Annotated in this window: 15 protein-coding genes; 11 read left to right on the forward strand and 4 right to left on the reverse strand. The window is 65.0% G+C overall.

Translation table 11 applies throughout. The annotated features are described in order from the left end of the window. Window positions 1-148: 148 nt before the first annotated feature. The 4 genes from H6718_02140 (at window position 149) to H6718_02155 (ending at window position 5,760) form a co-directional block, all read left to right on the forward strand. Window positions 149-1,468: a serine/threonine protein kinase gene (locus tag H6718_02140; protein ID MCB9584163.1), complete on the forward strand. Its 1,320-nt coding sequence runs from the start codon at window positions 149-151 to the stop codon at window positions 1,466-1,468. Between the two features lie 142 nt (window positions 1,469-1,610). Continuing rightward, on the forward strand, window positions 1,611-2,723 hold the full coding sequence (locus H6718_02145) for an Mrp/NBP35 family ATP-binding protein (protein MCB9584164.1): 1,113 nt from the start codon (window positions 1,611-1,613) through the stop codon (window positions 2,721-2,723). Between the two features lie 157 nt (window positions 2,724-2,880). Next, entirely contained in the window at window positions 2,881-4,674 is a 1,794-nt protein-coding gene (locus H6718_02150) for a 30S ribosomal protein S1 (protein MCB9584165.1), read from the forward strand. Between the two features lie 282 nt (window positions 4,675-4,956). Further along, window positions 4,957-5,760: a hypothetical protein gene (locus tag H6718_02155; protein MCB9584166.1), complete on the forward strand. Its 804-nt coding sequence runs from the start codon at window positions 4,957-4,959 to the stop codon at window positions 5,758-5,760. 72 nt (window positions 5,761-5,832) lie between these two features. On the opposite strand, the gene H6718_02160 is transcribed toward H6718_02155, so the two are convergent. Genes H6718_02160 through H6718_02175 form a run of 4 tightly spaced genes read right to left on the reverse strand, consistent with a single transcriptional unit; the run spans window position 5,833 to window position 10,377 of the window. After that, window positions 5,833-7,062, reverse strand: coding sequence for an ABC transporter permease (locus H6718_02160; protein MCB9584167.1), 1,230 nt, complete (start codon window positions 7,060-7,062; stop codon window positions 5,833-5,835). Window positions 7,063-7,101: 39 nt separating this feature from the next. Beyond that, on the reverse strand, window positions 7,102-8,310 hold the full coding sequence (locus H6718_02165; GenBank protein ID MCB9584168.1) for an ABC transporter permease: 1,209 nt from the start codon (window positions 8,308-8,310) through the stop codon (window positions 7,102-7,104). After that, window positions 8,310-9,065, reverse strand: coding sequence for an ABC transporter ATP-binding protein (locus tag H6718_02170; protein MCB9584169.1), 756 nt, complete (start codon window positions 9,063-9,065; stop codon window positions 8,310-8,312). Before H6718_02170 ends, H6718_02165 begins: the two co-directional genes overlap by 1 nt. Before the next feature lie 7 nt (window positions 9,066-9,072). Further along, a complete protein-coding gene (locus tag H6718_02175; GenBank protein ID MCB9584170.1) occupies window positions 9,073-10,377 on the reverse strand; it encodes an efflux RND transporter periplasmic adaptor subunit in 1,305 nt (434 codons plus the stop codon). Window positions 10,378-10,599: 222 nt separating this feature from the next. Between H6718_02175 and H6718_02180 the strand changes: the two genes are divergently transcribed. From H6718_02180 to H6718_02210, 7 genes are all read left to right on the forward strand, one after another. Continuing rightward, on the forward strand, window positions 10,600-11,769 hold the full coding sequence (locus tag H6718_02180; protein ID MCB9584171.1) for a hypothetical protein: 1,170 nt from the start codon (window positions 10,600-10,602) through the stop codon (window positions 11,767-11,769). Window positions 11,770-12,110: 341 nt separating this feature from the next. Further along, window positions 12,111-12,695, forward strand: a complete 585-nt coding sequence (locus H6718_02185) for a sigma-70 family RNA polymerase sigma factor (protein ID MCB9584172.1) — start codon at window positions 12,111-12,113, stop codon at window positions 12,693-12,695. Further along, window positions 12,695-13,810, forward strand: a complete 1,116-nt coding sequence (locus H6718_02190; protein MCB9584173.1) for a hypothetical protein — start codon at window positions 12,695-12,697, stop codon at window positions 13,808-13,810. Before H6718_02185 ends, H6718_02190 begins: the two co-directional genes overlap by 1 nt. A gap of 130 nt (window positions 13,811-13,940) precedes the next feature. After that, window positions 13,941-14,108: a hypothetical protein gene (locus tag H6718_02195; protein ID MCB9584174.1), complete on the forward strand. Its 168-nt coding sequence runs from the start codon at window positions 13,941-13,943 to the stop codon at window positions 14,106-14,108. An 8-nt stretch (window positions 14,109-14,116) separates the two neighbouring features. Continuing rightward, a complete protein-coding gene (rpsT, locus tag H6718_02200) occupies window positions 14,117-14,380 on the forward strand; it encodes a 30S ribosomal protein S20 (protein MCB9584175.1) in 264 nt (87 codons plus the stop codon). A 611-nt stretch (window positions 14,381-14,991) separates the two neighbouring features. Next, window positions 14,992-16,392 carry a serine/threonine protein kinase gene (locus H6718_02205; protein ID MCB9584176.1) on the forward strand — a complete coding sequence of 467 codons (1,401 nt, stop codon included), beginning with the start codon at window positions 14,992-14,994 and terminating at the stop codon, window positions 16,390-16,392. Window positions 16,393-16,483: 91 nt separating this feature from the next. Next, window positions 16,484-17,932: a hypothetical protein gene (locus tag H6718_02210; GenBank protein MCB9584177.1), complete on the forward strand. Its 1,449-nt coding sequence runs from the start codon at window positions 16,484-16,486 to the stop codon at window positions 17,930-17,932. The last annotated feature ends 150 nt before the right edge of the window (window positions 17,933-18,082 follow it).

Raw genomic sequence — 18,082 nt, forward strand, 5'->3', positions numbered from 1 at the left:
GAAGAACGGCGCGCTCTCTTGAGCGCGCCGTTCTCATTTTGTCCTTAAGTTTCGGGCTCCATGAACACTCCGGGTCGATGTTTCGAAACAGGATGGAGGGGCTCAAGGTTCCGCCTGACACGCCGTTCGCCATCAGCGGAGGTGTCCGTTGGCAGCCGTCGAGAGAATCAGTCGCTCCCCCGTGGTGGAGTCTGGAGAGCACGTCAAAGCCCCACCCGTTGAACACTCCGGGTCGTTTCAAGACGCCGCGGGGCAGGCGAATGAACACTCCGGGTCAACGACCCGGAGTGTGATTGGTGGGAAGTTTGCGCTGTTGAGGCGCCTGGGCAGCGGTGCGGCTGCAGAGGTGTTCGAGGCGGAGAACCTCTTGGTCGGGAAACGCGTCGCATTGAAGTTACTCCACCCGGAGCACTCACGACGCGCGGACGTGCGGGGTCACTTCGTCTCCGAAGCGCGCGCCGCTGCGCGCATCGCGCACCCCAACGTCGTCGATATCCACGACCTGGGCACCACCGCAGACGGCTCGGCCTACATGGTGATGGAGCTGCTCGAAGGCGAGAGCCTCGCGGACATCCTCTCGACGCGCGGCACGCTCAGCCCGGCCTACGCCTGCGAGCTGATGATACAGGTGCTGGCCGGGATAGGCGCCGCTCACCGTCAAGGCATCGTGCACCGCGATCTCAAGCCAGCGAATATCGTGGTGACGCACCCCGCGCCGGATCGCCCCCTCGTGAAGGTGCTCGACTTCGGCATCGCGCAAGGTGTGAACCCGCTCAGTAACACCGAGGCGAATGGCGGACTGGTGTTCGGCACGCCGCTCTACATGGCGCCTGAACAAGCCATGGGACGCACCGTCGACAGCCGCGCGGATATCTACGCCTCCGCCGTGGTGCTGTACGAAATGCTGTGCGGCGAGGCCCCTTACTCCGCTCCCGACGTACGCGGATTGATGCTGCGTGTGGCTCAAGCTGACTGGGTGCCTCTGGCGCTGCGCGCACCGGAGCTTCATCCAGGTCTAGTCGCCTGCATCGAGCGCGCGCTCAGCCGCGATCCGGAGAATCGCCCAGAGACGGCGGAACAGTTCGCTCGCGAGCTAGAACCGTTCGCGCGCCTTGCGCTCGCGATGCCTTCTGCTCTCCCGAGCGTGAACCCCATCCCACTCGTGCGGCGCAGCGAACAGCGCGAGAGCGGCGTCCGGCTCTCGTTACACAGCTCCCGCAACAGCGACTTGAGCGATGAGCAGCTGCTGAACCCCAGCTTTCCCAAGCCGCCTTCCACGCCTCAGCTGGTGGAGGACGCGCTGCCATACGAGGGCATGGACACCTGCGAGCTCGAGCTCGAGCAGGCGCAACGCCAAGCGTCGACTTGGATGCCGACGCGCAGCAAGCGCCCCTCACCGGTGGCCTGGATCGCCGTGACCGGCGTGACGCTCGGAGCGCTTTGCGGCTGGTTACTCAGTCAGCTGTAGCGGCTGAGCGGCGCGCCTCACCCCCAAACCCAGCGAGAGTGCCGACAGGGTCACCAAGATCGACGACGTGTGCACGAATCGAGGGCGATTGGGGCGCTTCTCGGTTGCTTCCAGCGGTGCTGGCACTACGGTCCACCCCGCCATGCCGAGTCTGGAAGAACAAGCCCTGGAAGTGCTCTCCACCCTCAAGGAGCCGTCGCTCGACCGCGGCCTCGGCGAGCTGGGAATGCTGGGACGCGTCCGCGCAGACGGCGGGCGACTGATCGTACCGCTCAAGCTCTCGAACCCCGCCTACGCAGGCAAGGAAGAGCTCGCGGAGAAGGTGCGTCACGCCCTCGAGGCTCTCGCGGGTGTTACCCATGTGGAAATTGACTGGCAGGTGGAGGCGAAGGGGCGCGAAATCAGCGCCGACGATCCAGTGCCCGGCGTGAAGAACGTGATCTTGGTGATGAGCGGCAAGGGCGGCGTCGGCAAGAGCACAGTCGCCGCGAACCTGGCGCTTGCACTCAAGCGCATGGGCGCGCGCGTCGGCCTACTCGATGCGGACATCTACGGCCCCAGCGTGCCGACCATGTTTGGCATTCAGGGTCGCCCCCAGAGCGACGGTCAGCGCATCGAGCCTCTGCAGCGCTTCGGCGTGAAGCTGATGAGCATCGGCTTCTTGCTGGACGATCCAAAGAGCGCGGTGGTGTGGCGCGGTCCGATGCTCCACGGCGCGCTGCTTCAGTTCTTGAAGGACGTCGCCTGGGGCAACTTGGACTATCTGCTGCTCGATCTGCCGCCTGGCACCGGCGACGTTGCGCTGACGTTGGCGCAGCGCGTTTCGACCACGGGTGCGGTGATCGTGACGACGCCCCAAGAAGTCGCGCTGATGGATGTCTACAAGAGCGTCTCGATGGCGCAGAAGGTGGGCATCAAGGTGCTCGGCGTCGTCGAGAACGAGAGTTACTTCGTGTGCGACGGCTGCGACAAGCGACACGAAATTTTCGGTTCGGGCGGTGGGCAGAAGGTGGCAGAGCACGCTGAAGCGCCGTTGCTCGGGCAAATCCCGATGGAGCCCAGCGTGCGAGAATGGGGCGATGCAGGAACTCCGGTCGTTCAGGCGTCACCCGGTTCAGCAATCGCCAAGGCGTTCCAAGACGTCGCTGAACAGCTCGCGCAAGCGGTCGATGCCACCCACGAGGGCCGCGCGGGCGCTGGCTTCACGATTGATCGCTCGGGCGGTCAAAATCGTCGCCTTCCTGTCGCGCGCTGAGCTACTTAGGGAAAGTCACAGCGATCGCACACGCGAGTTGAAGCTTGCGCGGTGCGCATCGTCACAAAAAAACGCGTCTATCCATCCGCTAAGCGCGCCGGCTGATTGGCAGCTGCCAAGAGGCGCGATATAGGCGGCATCTACCTCTGGGTTCGCCATGGCGTCCGAAGAATCAAATCAAGAGCAGGAGCAGCAGCCGAGCGCTGGCGCTCCCGACGCGTCCAACGCAGCAGCCTCTGCTGACGCTGGGCAAACCGAAGACACGAGCACGGCGACTGCCGCGACGGCAGCCGAAGCTGCTGCGCCCGCACCCGAAGCTGCTGCGCCCGCACCCGAAGCTACGCCTGAAGCGGCCGCCGCCGCGACGGAAACGTCGGCCACGGAAACGGCTGGCACGGAAGCGGCGGCTGACGGCGGCGCCGAAGCGGCTGAGGCTTCGTCCGCTGAGCACAGCTCCCCAGGTGCTTCTGCCGAGGGCGCGGAAGGCGACAAGAAGAAGCGTCGTCGACGTCGCAAGAAAAAGAAGAAGCCTGAGGGCGCCGAGGCGACCCAGCGGCCCGCGACGGATCGCGCTCCTTTCCACATGGGAGAGGAAGTCTTCGGCAAGGTGACCGCCGTGCTCGAGACGGCGATCATGATCGACCTCTCCGGCAAGGCGCTCGCCATCTTCGATCGCTCGGAGATGGAGACCGACGACTTGGTCCCCGAGGTGGGTGATCGCTTCGTCGCGCGCGTGCACAACGACGGCTCCCGTGGCGGACTCGTCGTGCTCACCCGCAAGCCGCTGCGCGAGGAAGAGGTGAAGCCCTCCCTCGAGATCGCCGCCAAGGAAGGCACCCTGGTGAAGGGCCTGATCACTGGCGTGATCAAGGGCGGCGTCGAAGTCAGCCTCGGCGGCCTGCGCGCGTTCGCTCCGGCGAGCGGCATGGATCTCCACCCCACCCGCGCAAACTTCGTGGGTCTGGTGGGTCAGGTACTCGAGTTCAAGATCGTGCAGTTCGAGAAGGGTGGCCGCGACGTCGTCGTGACTCGCCGTCCGATGCTCGAGCAAGAAGCCCACGAGCGCCGCAAGAAGGCGCTCGAGACCCTGACCGAAGGTCAGGTGATGAAGGGCGTCGTGCGCACCGTCGTCGAGTGGGGCGCGTTCGTCGCCCTACCCGAAGCGGAAAACCTCGAGGGCCTAGTGCACATCTCCGAGGCCAGCCACGATCCCCGCGCTCGCATGGAGGATCTGCTCAAGGCCGGCGAAGAGGTCGAAGTCCAGATCACGAAGATCGACGATAAGGGCAAGATCTGGCTCTCTCGCAAGGCTCTGATCAGCGACCCCTGGGCCGAAGCCAAAGAGAAGTTTCCTCCGGGAAGCAAGCACACTGGCAAGGTCACCAAGCTCACGGACTTCGGTGCGTTCATCGAGCTGTCTGATGGCGTCGAGGGTCTGATGCACGTCGCCGATCTCTCCCTCACCCGCGTGTCTCACCCGAACGAGGTGCTGAGCGAGGGTCAGGAGATCGAAGTCGTGATCCACAACTTCGATCGCCGCCACAAGAAGCTCGGCCTGCACCCCGCGCCCAGCGCGGATCAGGCAGACGAGCAGCCACAGAAGATCGTGAAGGGCGCGAAGCTCGACGTCGAAGTGGTGAAGGCTGAGTCCGCCGGCCTCGTGGTGCGCGTGCTCGGTGTCACCGGTCGCGCGGCGCGCGGCTTCGTCCCCGCGGGTCACACCGGTACGGAGCGCGGCACCGACTTGCGTAAGGCGTTCCCCGCCAAGTCCAAGATCCGCACCAAGGTCATCGACCTGGATCCCCGACGCGGCGAGCCGAAGCTCAGCATCCGCGCACTCAGCGAGGACGAGGAGCGTCAGGCCCACCGCGACTACCGCAAGAAGGTCGCGGCGGAGAGCAAGTTCGGCACCCTCGGCGACTTGCTGCAAAAAGCGCTGAACCAGAAGTAGCCTTCGCGAATCAAGCGAACGGAGCCACTCCTCGAACCGAGGGGTGGCTCTTGGCTTTTGTAGGCCCTGATGCGCCCACAGTGCCTGAAAAGCGCCTCGTCCTCCGCGCCTGAAATCTCCTCACGGGTTTGGGGGTGAGGCGCACCGAAGGGCGCCCGGGCGTCCACCCCACGGCGTTCTTCAGGCTTTGCTCAGGCGCTGTTCAAGCTTCGCGCGCTGCGTCTCGCATGCTCCGAGTAGCAAACCTGAACCGCCTCCCGGCGCCGCGCGGAGACCCTGCAGATGTCCAACGCCCGTTCCCTACGACCGACTCCCCCAATCCTAGCCGCCCTGTGTTGCATCGGTTTGGGGCTCGCGGCGCCCACTGCGGGAGCGCTGATGAAGTCGTTCAGCGTGACGGCGAATGGCACCAGCGCGGGAGCAACGCGGAGCCTCGAGCTGACCAGCGCCGTCGCGATGAGCGGGGTGAAGTTCTACTTCCAGGGAGGCAACGACCACAAGATCGAGCGCGTCGGCAATTGGCAGACGCCCGGCATCATGAACTACGTGTTCGAAGATCAAGACGCAGGCGACAAGTATGTGGCGCGCGCCGGGTTCCGCCGCCTTTCCACGAATGTAATCCACGAAGCCTCCCGCAACGACTGCCGTGGCAGCTGCGCCCTGCCCATCCATGCGGAAACTGACAAGGTCTTCGTGCTCGCGGGCTTCGAGTTGTCCAACCGGCGCGGCGAAGACCGGAACATTCGTCAGATTGCGATCTTGCCGGAGCTCCACAAGGGGCGCATCAACGTCACGTTCGCGGACAACTCGGGCTTCGATTTCTTGGCGCGCGTGCAGTACCTGCTGCTGCCGAAGTCTGAAGTGCGTACCGTGGAGACCTACACCACCACGGAGAAGCAACGCGCCGTGGCAGCAAAGAGCACCGCCGACCGCGTCATCCAAGGCTTCAACGTGCGCTTCACCAACGGCGACCACCACGTCGGCGACTTGACCATCTGGGCGAGCCGCGAGATCACAGCCTACATCAAGGACAAGAACGACGATGACCCAATGCGCGGCGAGGTGCGCGTCGTGGTGCTGCGTTAGGCGTCCTGCGTTAGGCGTCCTGCCGACCAGCTTTTCCGCACGGTAAACATTCGGCGGCACTCCCGTGGCTGTCTACTCACGCCGCAAGGCTTGAATCGGATCGAGACGCGCGGCGCGCCGCGCTGGCAGGAAGCCAAACAGCACACCCACCAGGCTGCTCGTACCAAGGGCAATGAGCAGCGCGCGCGGCGAGACTCGCATATCCCAATCGAGCGCACGCCCGGCGGCTGAGACGCCCAGGGACGCGAGCAGCGCCCCGGCGAGCCCACCAAGCAGGCACAGCAGCACGGCCTCGATCAGAAACTGCACCAGGATATCGACCTCGCGTGCGCCGATCGCCATGCGGATCCCGATCTCCCGGGTGCGCTCGGCGACCGACACCAGCATGATGTTCATCACGCCGATGCCGCCAACCAGGAGGCTCACTGCGGCAACGCTGAGCAGCAGCACTTCGAGCACGCCGAACACCTTCTGCTGCATCTCGCGGAACTCCTCCTGGCTGCGGATGCGAAAGTCGTTCTCCGCGCCTTCTTGGAGCCGATGCCGCTGACGCAGGATGGCCGTCGCTTCACGCTTCACGCTTTCGGGGTTCGCCTTGGGGTCCGCACCGACGAGCAGGCGCTGCACCTGCCCTGGAGGCGTCGGCAGGAACTTCGCGCGCATGGTGACGATGGGCAAGATCACGACGTTGTCCTGGTCTTGGCCAAAGGGGCTCTGACCTTTCGAGTCGAGCACCCCAACGATGCGCAGCGGGGTCTTCCCCAAGCGAATCACCTGCCCGACGGGATCCCCGTCGGCGAACAGCTCCTTCGCGGTCGTGGCGCCGATCAGGCACACGTTGCCGCCAATGGAGTCGAGCTCCGGTGCCCACAGGGCTCCGTCCCCCACCTTCCAGGCGCGCACGGTGAAAAAGCTCTGATTCGTGCCGATCACCTGCGCGGCGGTGTTGTTGTCGCGATAGCTCACCTGGTTGAAGCTCGAGAGCAGCGGCGCCGAATAGAGGATGCTGGGCGCCTCGCGTACCAACGCCTCACCGTCGTCTTGGGTCAGCGGCGGCAGGGAGTTACCGCGGGCGCCGCTGCGAATCGTTTCCCGAGGGATCACCGCAAAGGCGTTCTCCCCCAGGCTGTCAATCGCGCCGCTCACGGCGCGCGTCGCCCCTTCCCCGAGGGCGACGACGATCGTCACCGCGGCCACGCCGATCAAGATCCCGAAAGCGGTGAGCACGGCGCGCAGCCCGCTCTTCCTCACCGCACCAACAGCGAGATTGAACGTCGTCAGGAGATAGCCGACTCCCCTCACCCCCGCCCCCACAAAACGCGCCTACTCAGGCCGCTCCGACTACTCATGGCGCAGGGCCTCGATGGGATCGAGCCTGGAGGCTCGGCGTGCGGGCAAGAAGCCAAACACCACGCCGATCACGAGGCTGGTGATGATGGCAGTGATCACGGCATCGCTGCTGAGCACCATGCTCCAGCCGAGGCTCCGCTTGATCAGCTCGATCACCCCAACTGCAAGCCCGATCCCAGCAACGCCGCCCAGCAGTGTCAACGCCACAGCTTCCGCAAGGAACTGCACCTGGATATCTAGTCGTTTCGCGCCAATGGCCATGCGGATCCCGATCTCCCGGGTGCGCTCGGTGACGCTCACCAGCATGATGTTCATCACCCCTACCCCGCCAACGAACAGGCTCACCCCAGCCACCGTGACGAGGAGCAACGTGAGCACGCCGTAGATCGCCTGCTGGCCTTGCTTGAAGGCGTCTTGGGTGCGCACCTCGAAGTCGCTCTCCTCCTCTTCGGCGATGCGGTGGCGTTGGCGCAAGATGGCCTGCACTTGTCGCACCGCGGCTTCGGTGTGCGCCTCACTCTTGGCGGTCGCCATGATCAGCTGCACTCGGTTGCCGAGCGTGGGGTTGATTCGCGCTCGCCAGGAGCCGATCGGAATCAAGATGCGGTCGTCCTGGTCCTCGAACGGCGACTGGCCCTTCGGCTTCAGCGTGCCGATGATGCGAAACGGGTGCTTTCCGAGGCGGATGTAGTGACCAATGGGATCCTGCCCCGGGAACAGCTTGTCGATCGCCGTCTGACCAATCAGCGCAACCTTGGCCTTCACCTGCTCCTCGCCCGAGTTCCACATTCGGCCCTGGAGTACTTCGAACTTCCGCGCGCCGAGGTAGTTCGCGTCCACTCCGCACACCTGGATCTGGTCATTTCCGTACGGACTAATGACTTGCACCTTGGTGTCGGAGTAGACCGTGACAAGGTCCACAGCCGTCGCTTCGTTGCGAATGGCCAACGCGTCCGCGTCGGTCAAACCAACAGCGGCAGTGCGCACGCCGCTCTTTGCGACCGGCTGACTCCAGACGAACAACAGGTTCGAGCCCAGGCTCTCGATCTGATCACCAACGCGCTCCCGGGCGCCTCGCCCAAGCGCCGTGACCACGACCACCGAGGCCACGCCGATCAGCACTCCCAAGGTGGTCAAGATCGAGCGCAGCCAGCTGCGCGACAGCGCAGAAAAGGCGATCTTGACCGAGGCTCTGAGCATCAGCCGCCTTGCTCCGCGAGCGCCGCGCTCTGGTTCAGCTCCGCAAGCATGCGTGCCGCGCGCGCGGGCTCGTCGCTCCGCTCGTCAAACTGGATGCGACCATCGCGCACCGTAACGACACGCCCTGCACAGGCCGCGATATCCGGCTCATGGGTCACGAGCACCACGGTCAAGCCGCGCAAGCTCACCAGCTCCTGAAGCAGCGCGAGCACTTCGTAGCTCGTGCGGGTGTCCAAGTTACCCGTGGGCTCATCCGCCAGGAGCAGCGGCGGGTCGGTCACCAGCGCGCGGGCGATCGCCACGCGCTGCTGCTGCCCTCCGGAGAGCTGCGCGGGCGTGTGGGTGAGACGATCGGCGAGCCCGACCTTCGCCAGCGCCCCAATGGCGCGCCGCCTGCGCTCGCGCGCGGAAACACCTCGATAGACCAACGGCAGCTCGACGTTCTCCAGCGCCGTCGTGCGCGGCAGCAGGTTGAAGCCCTGAAAAACGAAGCCGATCAGTCGATTGCGCACGATCGCGCGAGCGTCCGCCGAGCGCTGGCCCACGTCGACGCCAGCGAGCAAGTAGCTCCCCCTGGTTGGTCGATCGAGGCAGCCCAGAATGTTCATCAGAGTGCTCTTGCCGGAGCCGCTCGCACCGATAATCGCCACGAACTCCCCCGCGCCGATGCTCAAGTCGACGCGATCCAGCGCGCGGACCACCTCAGGTCCCGTCGCGTAGTCCTTGGACACACCGCGGATGTCGATCAGCGCCATACGCGGCTCAGAAGAGCTTGAAGCCCTTCTCCTGTTTCGCGTCGCGCTGCTCGATGATGACCTCCGCACCGGGCTGCAGTTGGTCAGACTTCAGCACCGTCCACACCCCATCCGTGATGCCAATGTCGACGATCTGCTCCTTGAACGTCTCTTGCCCCACGGGAACGCTTTCGCCCACCAGATAGAGCCGTCCTTGGTTCGGCTCCAGCGGCGTCTTCGGAACCACGGGTTTCGGAGGTTGCCCGGGTTCGCCAGCCTCCAGGGGACGAAAGCGCAGCGCCGCATTGGGAATGGCGATCGCTCCCATCGCCTCACGCGTGCGGATCGTCACGGTCGCGGTCATGCCCGGGCGCAGCTTCAGGTCTGGGTTGTCGACATCGATCACCGCGGAGTAGGTCACCACGCCCTGGACGTTGTTGGGGCTGTAGCGCACCTGGCTCACCTTGCCGCTGAATTTTTCCCCAGGGAAAGCATCGACAACCACCTCGGCTTTCATCTTCTCTTCCAGGCGCCCAACGTCTGCCTCGTCGATTTCCGCCAAGACCTGCATCTTCCGCAGATCCTGAGCGATCACGAAGAGCACGGGCGCGGAGAAGCTGGCTGCCACGGTCTGGCCTGGATCTACCGAGCGATTGATCACGACCCCGTCGATGGGGGAGTAGATCTTCGCGTAGGCGAGCGTGGTCTGCGCGCTGCTCAACTGCGCGCGGATCTGCCCGATCTGCGCTTGCGCGGCGGCAACGTCCGCCTTGGCGACGTCTCGAGTGCCCTTGATTTGATCGAGTTCTGCCTGGGAGGAGAGCCCCGAATCGAAGAGCTTTTGCGCGCGCTTCAGGTTCGCCTCCGCGGTGGTCAAGCTGGCCTTGGAGCGCTGCAGCGCGGCCTTCGAAGCCTTCAGTTGCGCACCGCTCTGGCTCACTTGGGCGCCGTAGAGTTGGGGGTCGATCTCCGCCAGCAAGTCGCCTTTCTCCACCTTCGAGTTGAAGTCGACCAACACCTTCACCACGCGCCCCGAGACTTGAGCACCCACCTGCACTTCGGTGAGCGGCTTGACGTTGCCCGTCGACTGCACCTGCTCGACCACGTCGCGCTTCTCCAAGGCCTTGAGTTCGAAGCGCGGTTGGGGGGGAGGAGCACCCAAAGACTTGTAAATGCGAAAGCCAACGAACAGGGCGATCACGCCAAACACCAATAGCCCGCGGCGCAGCCAGCGCCTGAGTCCTTGCGCCCGTAGCTCCCGCTCGAGTTCCCGCACCGTGTCGTCCACGGTGCCGCCGGCGGCTTGCGGCTCGGTCGTCTCGCTCACTGTCATCGTTCTTCCATCTCAGATCGCACCCCGCCCAATAGCTAGGTCAAGCGGGCGGTCTCGCCCAGCGCGGAAACTCCCGGCGAGGCCAGTTTGCTTCCCGCACGCGTACTTCTCCCCAGGTGCAGTGCTTATTCGCTCGCCTTTGCGCATTCTTGCGCGGCTTGGCTGGCGCATGCCCTATCACACGCCCGGCCGGAGACGGAAAGCACTCTCGAGGACCTGTGAATGCATAGCGGAACCATCACGGAGCTGGACCCGTATGACTCGTTGGGCTGGATCGAGCTCGACACGGGGGAGCGAGTCCGCTTCGGCGGCACGTCACTGAGCGGCTTTCAATCACTGCCAGGGCCGGGAACTCGAGTTTGGGTGGAAGGCACCGTTCCCGGCTTCCGTGGCGTGCCCAAGGCAACGCGCGTGTTGCCTGCGCCGCTTCAGTCAGGCGGCAGCGTCGAGCCAGGCGAGCCCGATGCCCAAGCCAGATCGCATTCGACATTCGTGGCGGAGCACCCGCGCTGGAGCGATTTGGACCAAGTGTGGCTGCGTCCACAGGTCGATGCCAAGCCGCTCTGGCTCCCACCTCAGAGCCTGTTCGCCCCGTGGCATGCTGAGCTCGTCGCGTCGACACCAGTCATCACGCCCTTGAGCGTACCGAACTACCGCGCACCGGACCTTTGTGAACCGACTCCCCACACCTGCGTCGCCCAGGGCCTCGTTGCGTTCCTGGAACAGCCTGAGTGGCCCGCGTGCGGCCGCTGCGGGAAGCCGCTCGAACACTGCATCCAGCTGACGCCAGCAGTGATGTTGCCGTGGGGAGGCAACGGAAGAGGCTTCGTCGCGATGTTCTGCTTCGAGTGTGGAATTCAGCACCGCGAGGACCCACGCGTGCTCTTCACGGCGTTCGTCGAGCCACGCCTGCGAGTGACCCGCGGGGCCGCGCCTACAGCGGCCAGCACTCCGATGCTTGGCAGTCGCCGGGTGGAGCCGCGCCCGGCCGCGCGTCAGCCCCACAGCACGCTCTGGTATCGTTACCGCTCGGAAGTGAACCCTGACTGCGCCGCGAGCGCTCTCTTCGGTTACGAAGAATCCGTGCGGCTCAGCGACCTCCCCGACGGTTGGGCAGGCGGCGTCGACCCCGATGATTTCGAGCTACCCTTGGGATCTGAGGACGTGTCTGACTTGTTCGAGGGGTGGATGAAGTTGGCTCGGGGCACCGCTGGCTGGGCCGGAGCGGCGCTTGGTGGTGCGCCGAACTGGGACCAGGGCGACGCCACGCCGAGCTGTCACGGCCCGATGCGCCAGCTCCTCGAGTACGACGGGGGTCAGTTCCTCGACGGAGCCCTCCACGTGTTCCAGTGCAGCCAGTGCTCGGATCTGCGTTCGGTGGTGGAGTTCTAGGGACGTAAAGGTGACCCGCTCGTCCTCAAATTGAAGTGATGCGGCCGAGCCGGCGGCGACAGTGCTTTCGCTGCCCCGGACGGCTCCACTGTGAGCGGAATCTCAAATCATTGAAATTCTCTCCAAAGGTTTCCGAGGCGCTCACTGTCCAATCGCTTGGTGCTCAACTATCGTCAGCCGCAACCCGTTGGGAGGCCACGACAGGGGTCACCCACTCCCTGCGGCCATCGTCGCCAAGTCCAGATCGCCACTCGCTCGTTCCGCTCCGTTGCGGCTCGAATGAGAACCCGCTCAACCTGTAACTTCGCCGGTGACCGTGCATGTATCTCGCGCACAAACGCATGCCCCAAAGGACGGATCGCGAGCTCGTCGACGCAGCTAGGGAGGGCGACGCAGAGGCGTTCGGCACCTTCGTGCGGCGACACCAGAAACGCATCTATCGTCTCGCTGCACATATGCTGCGAGATGCTGCGGAGGCGGAAGACGTCACGCAGGATGCGTTTGTTCGCGCCTATCGAGCGCTCGACCGCTTCGACGGTCGCAGCGAACCGTTCACGTGGCTCTATCGCATCGCCGTGAACCTCTCCCTGAACACGATTCGCTCCCGCAAGACCCGGCGTACCGGGCCTAGCGTGGACGACCCACGCGTCGAAGGCGCGATGGTCGAGACGCGAGTGACCATCGGTAACCCAGCGGAGCTCACCGCGGATCGCCAAGCTGCCCAGGTCCTCGCCGAGGGCCTCGACAGCCTCAGCGAAACACTCCGGGTGACTTTGATCTTGGTCACTGTGGACGGGCTAAGTCACGGAGAGGCCGCGGAAATCCTCGGTTGCCCGGAGGGCACCATTGCCTGGCGCGTGCACGAAGCGCGCAAGAAGCTGCAAACGTTTCTCGAGAAACGGGGTCACACACGGGAGGCGGAGTGATGTCAGACGACGCCAAACTCCCGGATCCCATGGAAGCACTACTTAGCGCCTGGCCAGTGGCGCACCGACCCGAACTTGATTGGGAAGCCTTCGCAGATGCGACGGTGACTCACGCATTCGCAGACGACCACCCCGTTGCAGACGACTTGCTCGGTGCCCCACCCCTCGAGCCTGAGGAGGGTGAGCCAAGCAAGCCCCGGCTCGCCGCCTTGCCGAGCTTGGACGACGAGGAACTCAGCCTGACCGATATCGCGAAGGCGAGCTTGGAGGACGACGATCCCGAAGAGGCGCGGGAGCTCGCACAGCTGGCGTTTAGCCATGCTCACCGCGAGCGCGTGAGCCGGCCTTCGTATCCAGACGTCCCGCGCACCAGTGAAATCCGGGCAACGCCGCGTCCGCCCATCCCGGTGGAGAACCCCGCTCCACAGGCGGATGTCGTGCCGCTCGAGAGCACGGGACGCGGACAGCGAGGTGGCGGAGGGCGCTGGGGCATCGCAGTCGCCGTGCTCGGCATCGCCGCTGCAGCGGCGATGATCGTGTTCCGTCCCAGCCAGGGCAGCGAGTCGGCTACGGCAGCAGCGCCGCCAATCTCGATCCCGACGGAAACGAACGGTGGCTCTGCCAAGGGAGGAGCCGGCGAGCAGGAAGTGGCGATTACTCCCCAAGGGACGGTCGCACCGCCCTCGCTCACCGTGGAGGAGCTGAAGCCCGAAGCTCCAAGCGCGCCGAGGCTCGCGGTGACCGCGGCCAAGCCAGCCGCGGCGGCCCCAACACCGGTCGCAACGCAGGCCGCGCCCGAGCAGGAGGAGCCCGACGATCCACGTTTGGTCCCGGCGTCTCAGGCAGGCAACGTGCCCCTCGAACCATCCACCGGCGCCGCGCTCGCGGCTGTGGGGCGCGTGATGGGCGGGGCGAAGGCTTGCGTCGCAGGTCACTCTGGCCCGAGCAACGCGACCATCACCTTTGGCTCGGACGGTAAGGTGCAATCCGTTGGCATCAGCGGTCCCGCCGCGGGCACCGCCGCGGAGAGCTGCATTCGCAGCGCCCTGTCGGGCGCTCGGGTGGCCCCGTTCGCCAAGCCGACTTTCACCGTGCGGGTCCCGATCCGTCCCTAGCGGCCCCGTTGGAGCTGGATTGCGCGGCAAATCGCAAGCGACGCGTTGACAAGCCCCGGGTCTTCGCCCATATTCCCGGCCCCTTCGCGCCCGGCCCGAGGTTTTGGGCGGCGCTAGTTAGGAAAAAGTCATGGTTTCAGCGACTCAGCAGACCGAGCGTCGGCGCTCCATTCGGGCTCGCAAGGCGGGCACCAAAACCGCCAAGGCGCGTGCAAAGTCAGGCACGCCCGCGTTCGCCGTTCATCCCGAGGGTTACGACCCCAAAGCGCCGGATGCGAAGCCGGCCAAGTCAGAGTGAGATTCTAGATGGCAAATCACGCATCAGCCGCAAAGCGCAACCGTCAGACCATCAAGCGCACCGAGCGCAACAAGGCGCTTCGCAGCGCACTTCGCACTTCGGTCAAGAAGGCGCGCAGCGCGCTCGAGGCCGGACAGGCTGCCGAGGCGAAGCCGTTGGTTCTGGCTGCGAGCAGCTTCCTCGCGCGGGCCGCGAGCAAGGGTATCATTCACCTGAAGAACGCTTCGCGCACTACGAGCCGCCTCCAGGCGCACCTCGCGAAGCTCGGCTGAGAGTCGCGCTCTAGTTCGCGACCAAGCGAAATCGCCGGCCCTGTGATGGGGTCGGCTTTTTGCGTTTCTGCCAGCTCGCTTATCCTTTCGGAAAAGCCGACTGTATCCGCGCGGCAAATCCCGAGCGACAGGGGTGACAGGGCGACAGGGCGACAGGGCGACAGGGCGACAGGGCGACAGGAGCGGTGTTTAGGGCACGCAGCCGCCAAGCAGCGTGCCCTCCCCCCAAAAACAGGCAACGCTGGCTGGATGGTCCGGGCATTCCAGTCACAGCGGTAAGAACGCGAGCTGGGACAGCGAAAGCTATCCCGTCCAACTTCGAAGCTTACTTTGAACAGCTGTCTGCCCTCCGGGCACTCACCCTCACCGCGTCCGCCGCTCCCCGATGGCACCTTCGGGCTCTATGGCTTTCTCCTGCGCGCTCGCACTGCGCGTACTGAGGCCCCGCTCCCGGCGACGCACGGAGGTTCATGGCAAGCCCCCTTCCTGCGCTGGAGAAGCCTGTCAGTGTCGCTCGATCCACGAACCCAGCAATCCGTAAGCCATTTCGTTGGAAGTTCGCGGAGCGTGCTACGCTGTGGACCCACCGAGCTCAGACCGAGACGCGCCGAATGAACGCGAACGACACACCGCCTGACTCGCTGGTCGGGAGCCTGATCGACCGAAAATATCGGATCGAACGCTGCATCGGACGCGGCGGTATGGGAGCGGTGTACGAGGCGACCAACGTCGCCATCGGCAAGCGCGTCGCACTCAAGTTCCTCGAGGTGAGCGATGGCGCCGCCGATCGCGACGCGGTGGTGCGTTTTCAACGCGAGGCAGAGGCCGCCAGCGCCGTCGAGAGCGGGCACATCGTCCAGATCTTCGACTCCGGCACCACGGAGGACGATCGCCCCTACTTGGTGATGGAGCTCTTGCGCGGTGAGGACCTGCGGCAGCGCATGAAGCGCGTGGGCAAGCTGCCGGAGAGCGACGTCATCCACATCACGATGCAGACGCTCCGAGCGCTCGTGCGCGCCCACGAAGCCGGCATCGTTCATCGCGATCTCAAACCCGATAACCTCTTTCTCGACTCTCGAGACGACGACCCATTGTTCGTGAAGGTGGTCGACTTCGGGATCTCCAAGGTCACCCAAACCCGAGCGACGAACAACACGCTCACCCGTCGGGGCACGGTACTTGGAACCGCGTACTACATGGCTCCCGAGCAGGCCCAGGCTTTCCCCGACATCGATGGGCGAGCCGATCTCTACAGCCTTGGAGCCATCTGCTACGAGGCGCTCACCGGCGACGCGCCTCACAGCGGCGGGAGCTACGAAGCCATTCTGGTCAAGGCGTGCACACAAGACGCACCGGATGTGCGAGGCAAGGCTCCCGACGTCAGCGAAGCGTTCGCCAAGGTGATCGCTAAAGCGCTCGCTCGCGAGCGCGCCGATCGCTTTCAAGACGCGCGAGAGTTCCTCGACGCTCTAATCGATGCCTGCCCCGACTTGGTGCGCAGCGGGCCCGTGGTGCTCAGGAGCTCTCGGCCTGAGGTAGCGCCGGGGCAGACCGCAGTGGTGACTGCTGGCGGCACTGCGGTGCCGACCCCACGCCAGGATCGCGCCACCCGTCGCACCTGGGTTGCCGCGTTGGTGGCTGCCCTGGGTGCCTTCGCCATCACGGTCTTGCTGATGGCCCGCAGTCGCCCCGAGGCGGACGCCGAGCCCGCGCAACCGGCGCCCGGCTCCACGTTACCGGTGGCTGCCGCATCCGAAGCTCCCATCACTGCGCCTGAGAGCAGCACTGCGCCTGAGGTCACCCCGGAGCCCGAATCCTCCGCTTCTGCGGCGCCATCGGCGAGTGCAGAACCCGCGACCGACGCCCCTGAGAAGCCCGTGGCTGAGAAACCAACGCCGAAAGTTGGCAAGCCCCGCCCCACCAACATCCAGGGGACCAAGCCGCCAACCGTCCCGCCAAAGGGCACGTCCGGCGTCGCGACTGGGCTGACACTCAATCCCGAAGAGCCCTGACTCGGGCCGTTCCAGCTGCTGCTTCGGGGGGCCCTGAATCCTGAGGTATTACCGAAGCTGAACGCATGGTACGAAGCGGACTGCTCAGGTGATGCGTCGGAAGCTCGTCCTCCTCGGTTTGCTGGCTGCTTGTGCGGCACCCAGCGTGGCTCTCGCTGCCCCTAAAGACAAAAGCGTCTCGGACAGCGATCGCGAGTCTTCGCGCGTGCACTTCCGCAAGGGCATCAAGCTGTTCCAGGACGGCAACTTCGTGGGGGCGCTCGCTGAGTTTCAGGCCTCCTACAAGCTGAAGCCCGCGGGCTCGACGCTGCAGAACATCGCCCTCTGCCAGAAGCAGCTGTTCCGCTACGCCGAGGCGGCAGAGACCCTGGCTGATCTGCTGAAGCTCCACAGCGCTGAGCTCAACGACGGCGAAAAGACCGCCGTCCGGCAGACCATGGAGGAGCTCGAAGGACTCGTGGGGCGGGTCTCCATCAGCGTTGTTCCCGCGAGCGCCAAGGTCAGTGTGGATGGGCGCATCTTGAGCGCAGAGCAACTCGCGGAACCGATTCGCCTCAACGTCGGCGAGCATCGCATCCGCGCGGAAGCGCCTGGCTATGCACCAATCGACCAAACCGTGCGCATTGCCAGTGGAGACGCGGCGAAGCCATTCAACTTCGAGTTGCGCGCAGTAAAAGGCTTTGTGGAAATCCACGCGAGCGACCCAGCTGCGGCGATCGCCATCGATGGCCAGGCGATGGCCTACGAGCGCTACAGCGGTCCGGTAGAGCCAGGGAAGCGCCTGGTACAGGTCTACAAGGGCGAGAACGAGCTGTTCGCCAAATGGGTGGATATCGAGGTCGGCCGCACGGTGCGCATCGACGCCGACGTAGGCAAGGGCGACGGCAAGCCTCCGGTGATCGTCGATCGTGCACCGGAAGCGCCTCCCACCAAGCCGCCTCCCCCGGAGCAACGCGGCTGGTATGGCCTCGTGAGCTTGAACGCCTTGGGCTTGAGCGCCAACCCATCGCTCTTCGACAGCAACACGGACAACGCCGGTGGCGGTTCGTTCGGGGTCCATGGCGGCTACCGCGTGTGGAGCCCGATTGGCATCGAGGCCTTGATCGAAGGCGCACGTCACAACGTCGAGACGTGCGTGAAGGACGTCTCTGACTGCTCGGATCAGCCCAGTAGCAAGCGTGAGTACTCCCTCAACTCTTTCCGCTTGGGAACCAACCTGCGGCTCTTCAGCAGCGGGCAAAAGCTGCGCTTCTCCGGTGCGCTTGGCTTCGGCGTGGTGCGCCAAGCGCTCGAGCTCAAATCGACGGGCGACTTCCAGGGTGGGAGCGCAGCGGGCTTCGACTCCTACTTCATGATTGAACTCGGCGCTCAGTACAACGCCGGCCACTGGCTCTTCGGGCTCGCAGCCCTCGGCTATTTCAACGGCACCTCGGGTATCAACGACGAGACCATCAATGGTCAGCGCGTCTACGAACAGAACGGCCTCGTCACCGGTGGCATCGGCATTCGGGTGGGTTGGAGCGCCTGGGAACCGAACTGAGACCCCACGTCACAACCCACGGTCGCATTTCCCCATAGAATTTAGCGGGGCGCGGTTACTCAATCCCCACGTCGCCTCGCGTTTTTCTTGGGGGAGGTCCGCCGCTCACGCGCCGCAAAACAGCGCGCGAAACGTCCCTCCCTCACCCCC

This window comes from Polyangiaceae bacterium (genome assembly GCA_020633205.1).
Classification (GTDB): Bacteria; Myxococcota_A; Polyangia; order Polyangiales; family Polyangiaceae; genus JAHBVY01.

What these genes read in the sequence shown, in the direction of transcription:
- H6718_02175 (MCB9584170.1), bottom strand. Translation starts at nt 10,377, where the DNA reads ATGACAGTGAGCGAGACGACCGAGCCGCAAGCCGCCGGCGGCACCGTG.
- H6718_02205 (MCB9584176.1), top strand. Translation starts at nt 14,992, where the DNA reads ATGAACGCGAACGACACACCGCCTGACTCGCTGGTCGGGAGCCTGATC.
- H6718_02190 (MCB9584173.1), top strand. Translation starts at nt 12,695, where the DNA reads ATGTCAGACGACGCCAAACTCCCGGATCCCATGGAAGCACTACTTAGC.
- H6718_02195 (MCB9584174.1), top strand. Translation starts at nt 13,941, where the DNA reads ATGGTTTCAGCGACTCAGCAGACCGAGCGTCGGCGCTCCATTCGGGCT.
- H6718_02170 (MCB9584169.1), bottom strand. Translation starts at nt 9,065, where the DNA reads ATGGCGCTGATCGACATCCGCGGTGTGTCCAAGGACTACGCGACGGGA.
- H6718_02185 (MCB9584172.1), top strand. Translation starts at nt 12,111, where the DNA reads ATGCCCCAAAGGACGGATCGCGAGCTCGTCGACGCAGCTAGGGAGGGC.
- H6718_02150 (MCB9584165.1), top strand. Translation starts at nt 2,881, where the DNA reads ATGGCGTCCGAAGAATCAAATCAAGAGCAGGAGCAGCAGCCGAGCGCT.
- H6718_02165 (MCB9584168.1), bottom strand. Translation starts at nt 8,310, where the DNA reads ATGCTCAGAGCCTCGGTCAAGATCGCCTTTTCTGCGCTGTCGCGCAGC.
- H6718_02155 (MCB9584166.1), top strand. Translation starts at nt 4,957, where the DNA reads ATGTCCAACGCCCGTTCCCTACGACCGACTCCCCCAATCCTAGCCGCC.
- rpsT (MCB9584175.1), top strand. Translation starts at nt 14,117, where the DNA reads ATGGCAAATCACGCATCAGCCGCAAAGCGCAACCGTCAGACCATCAAG.
- H6718_02180 (MCB9584171.1), top strand. Translation starts at nt 10,600, where the DNA reads ATGCATAGCGGAACCATCACGGAGCTGGACCCGTATGACTCGTTGGGC.
- H6718_02210 (MCB9584177.1), top strand. Translation starts at nt 16,484, where the DNA reads ATGCGTCGGAAGCTCGTCCTCCTCGGTTTGCTGGCTGCTTGTGCGGCA.
- H6718_02145 (MCB9584164.1), top strand. Translation starts at nt 1,611, where the DNA reads ATGCCGAGTCTGGAAGAACAAGCCCTGGAAGTGCTCTCCACCCTCAAG.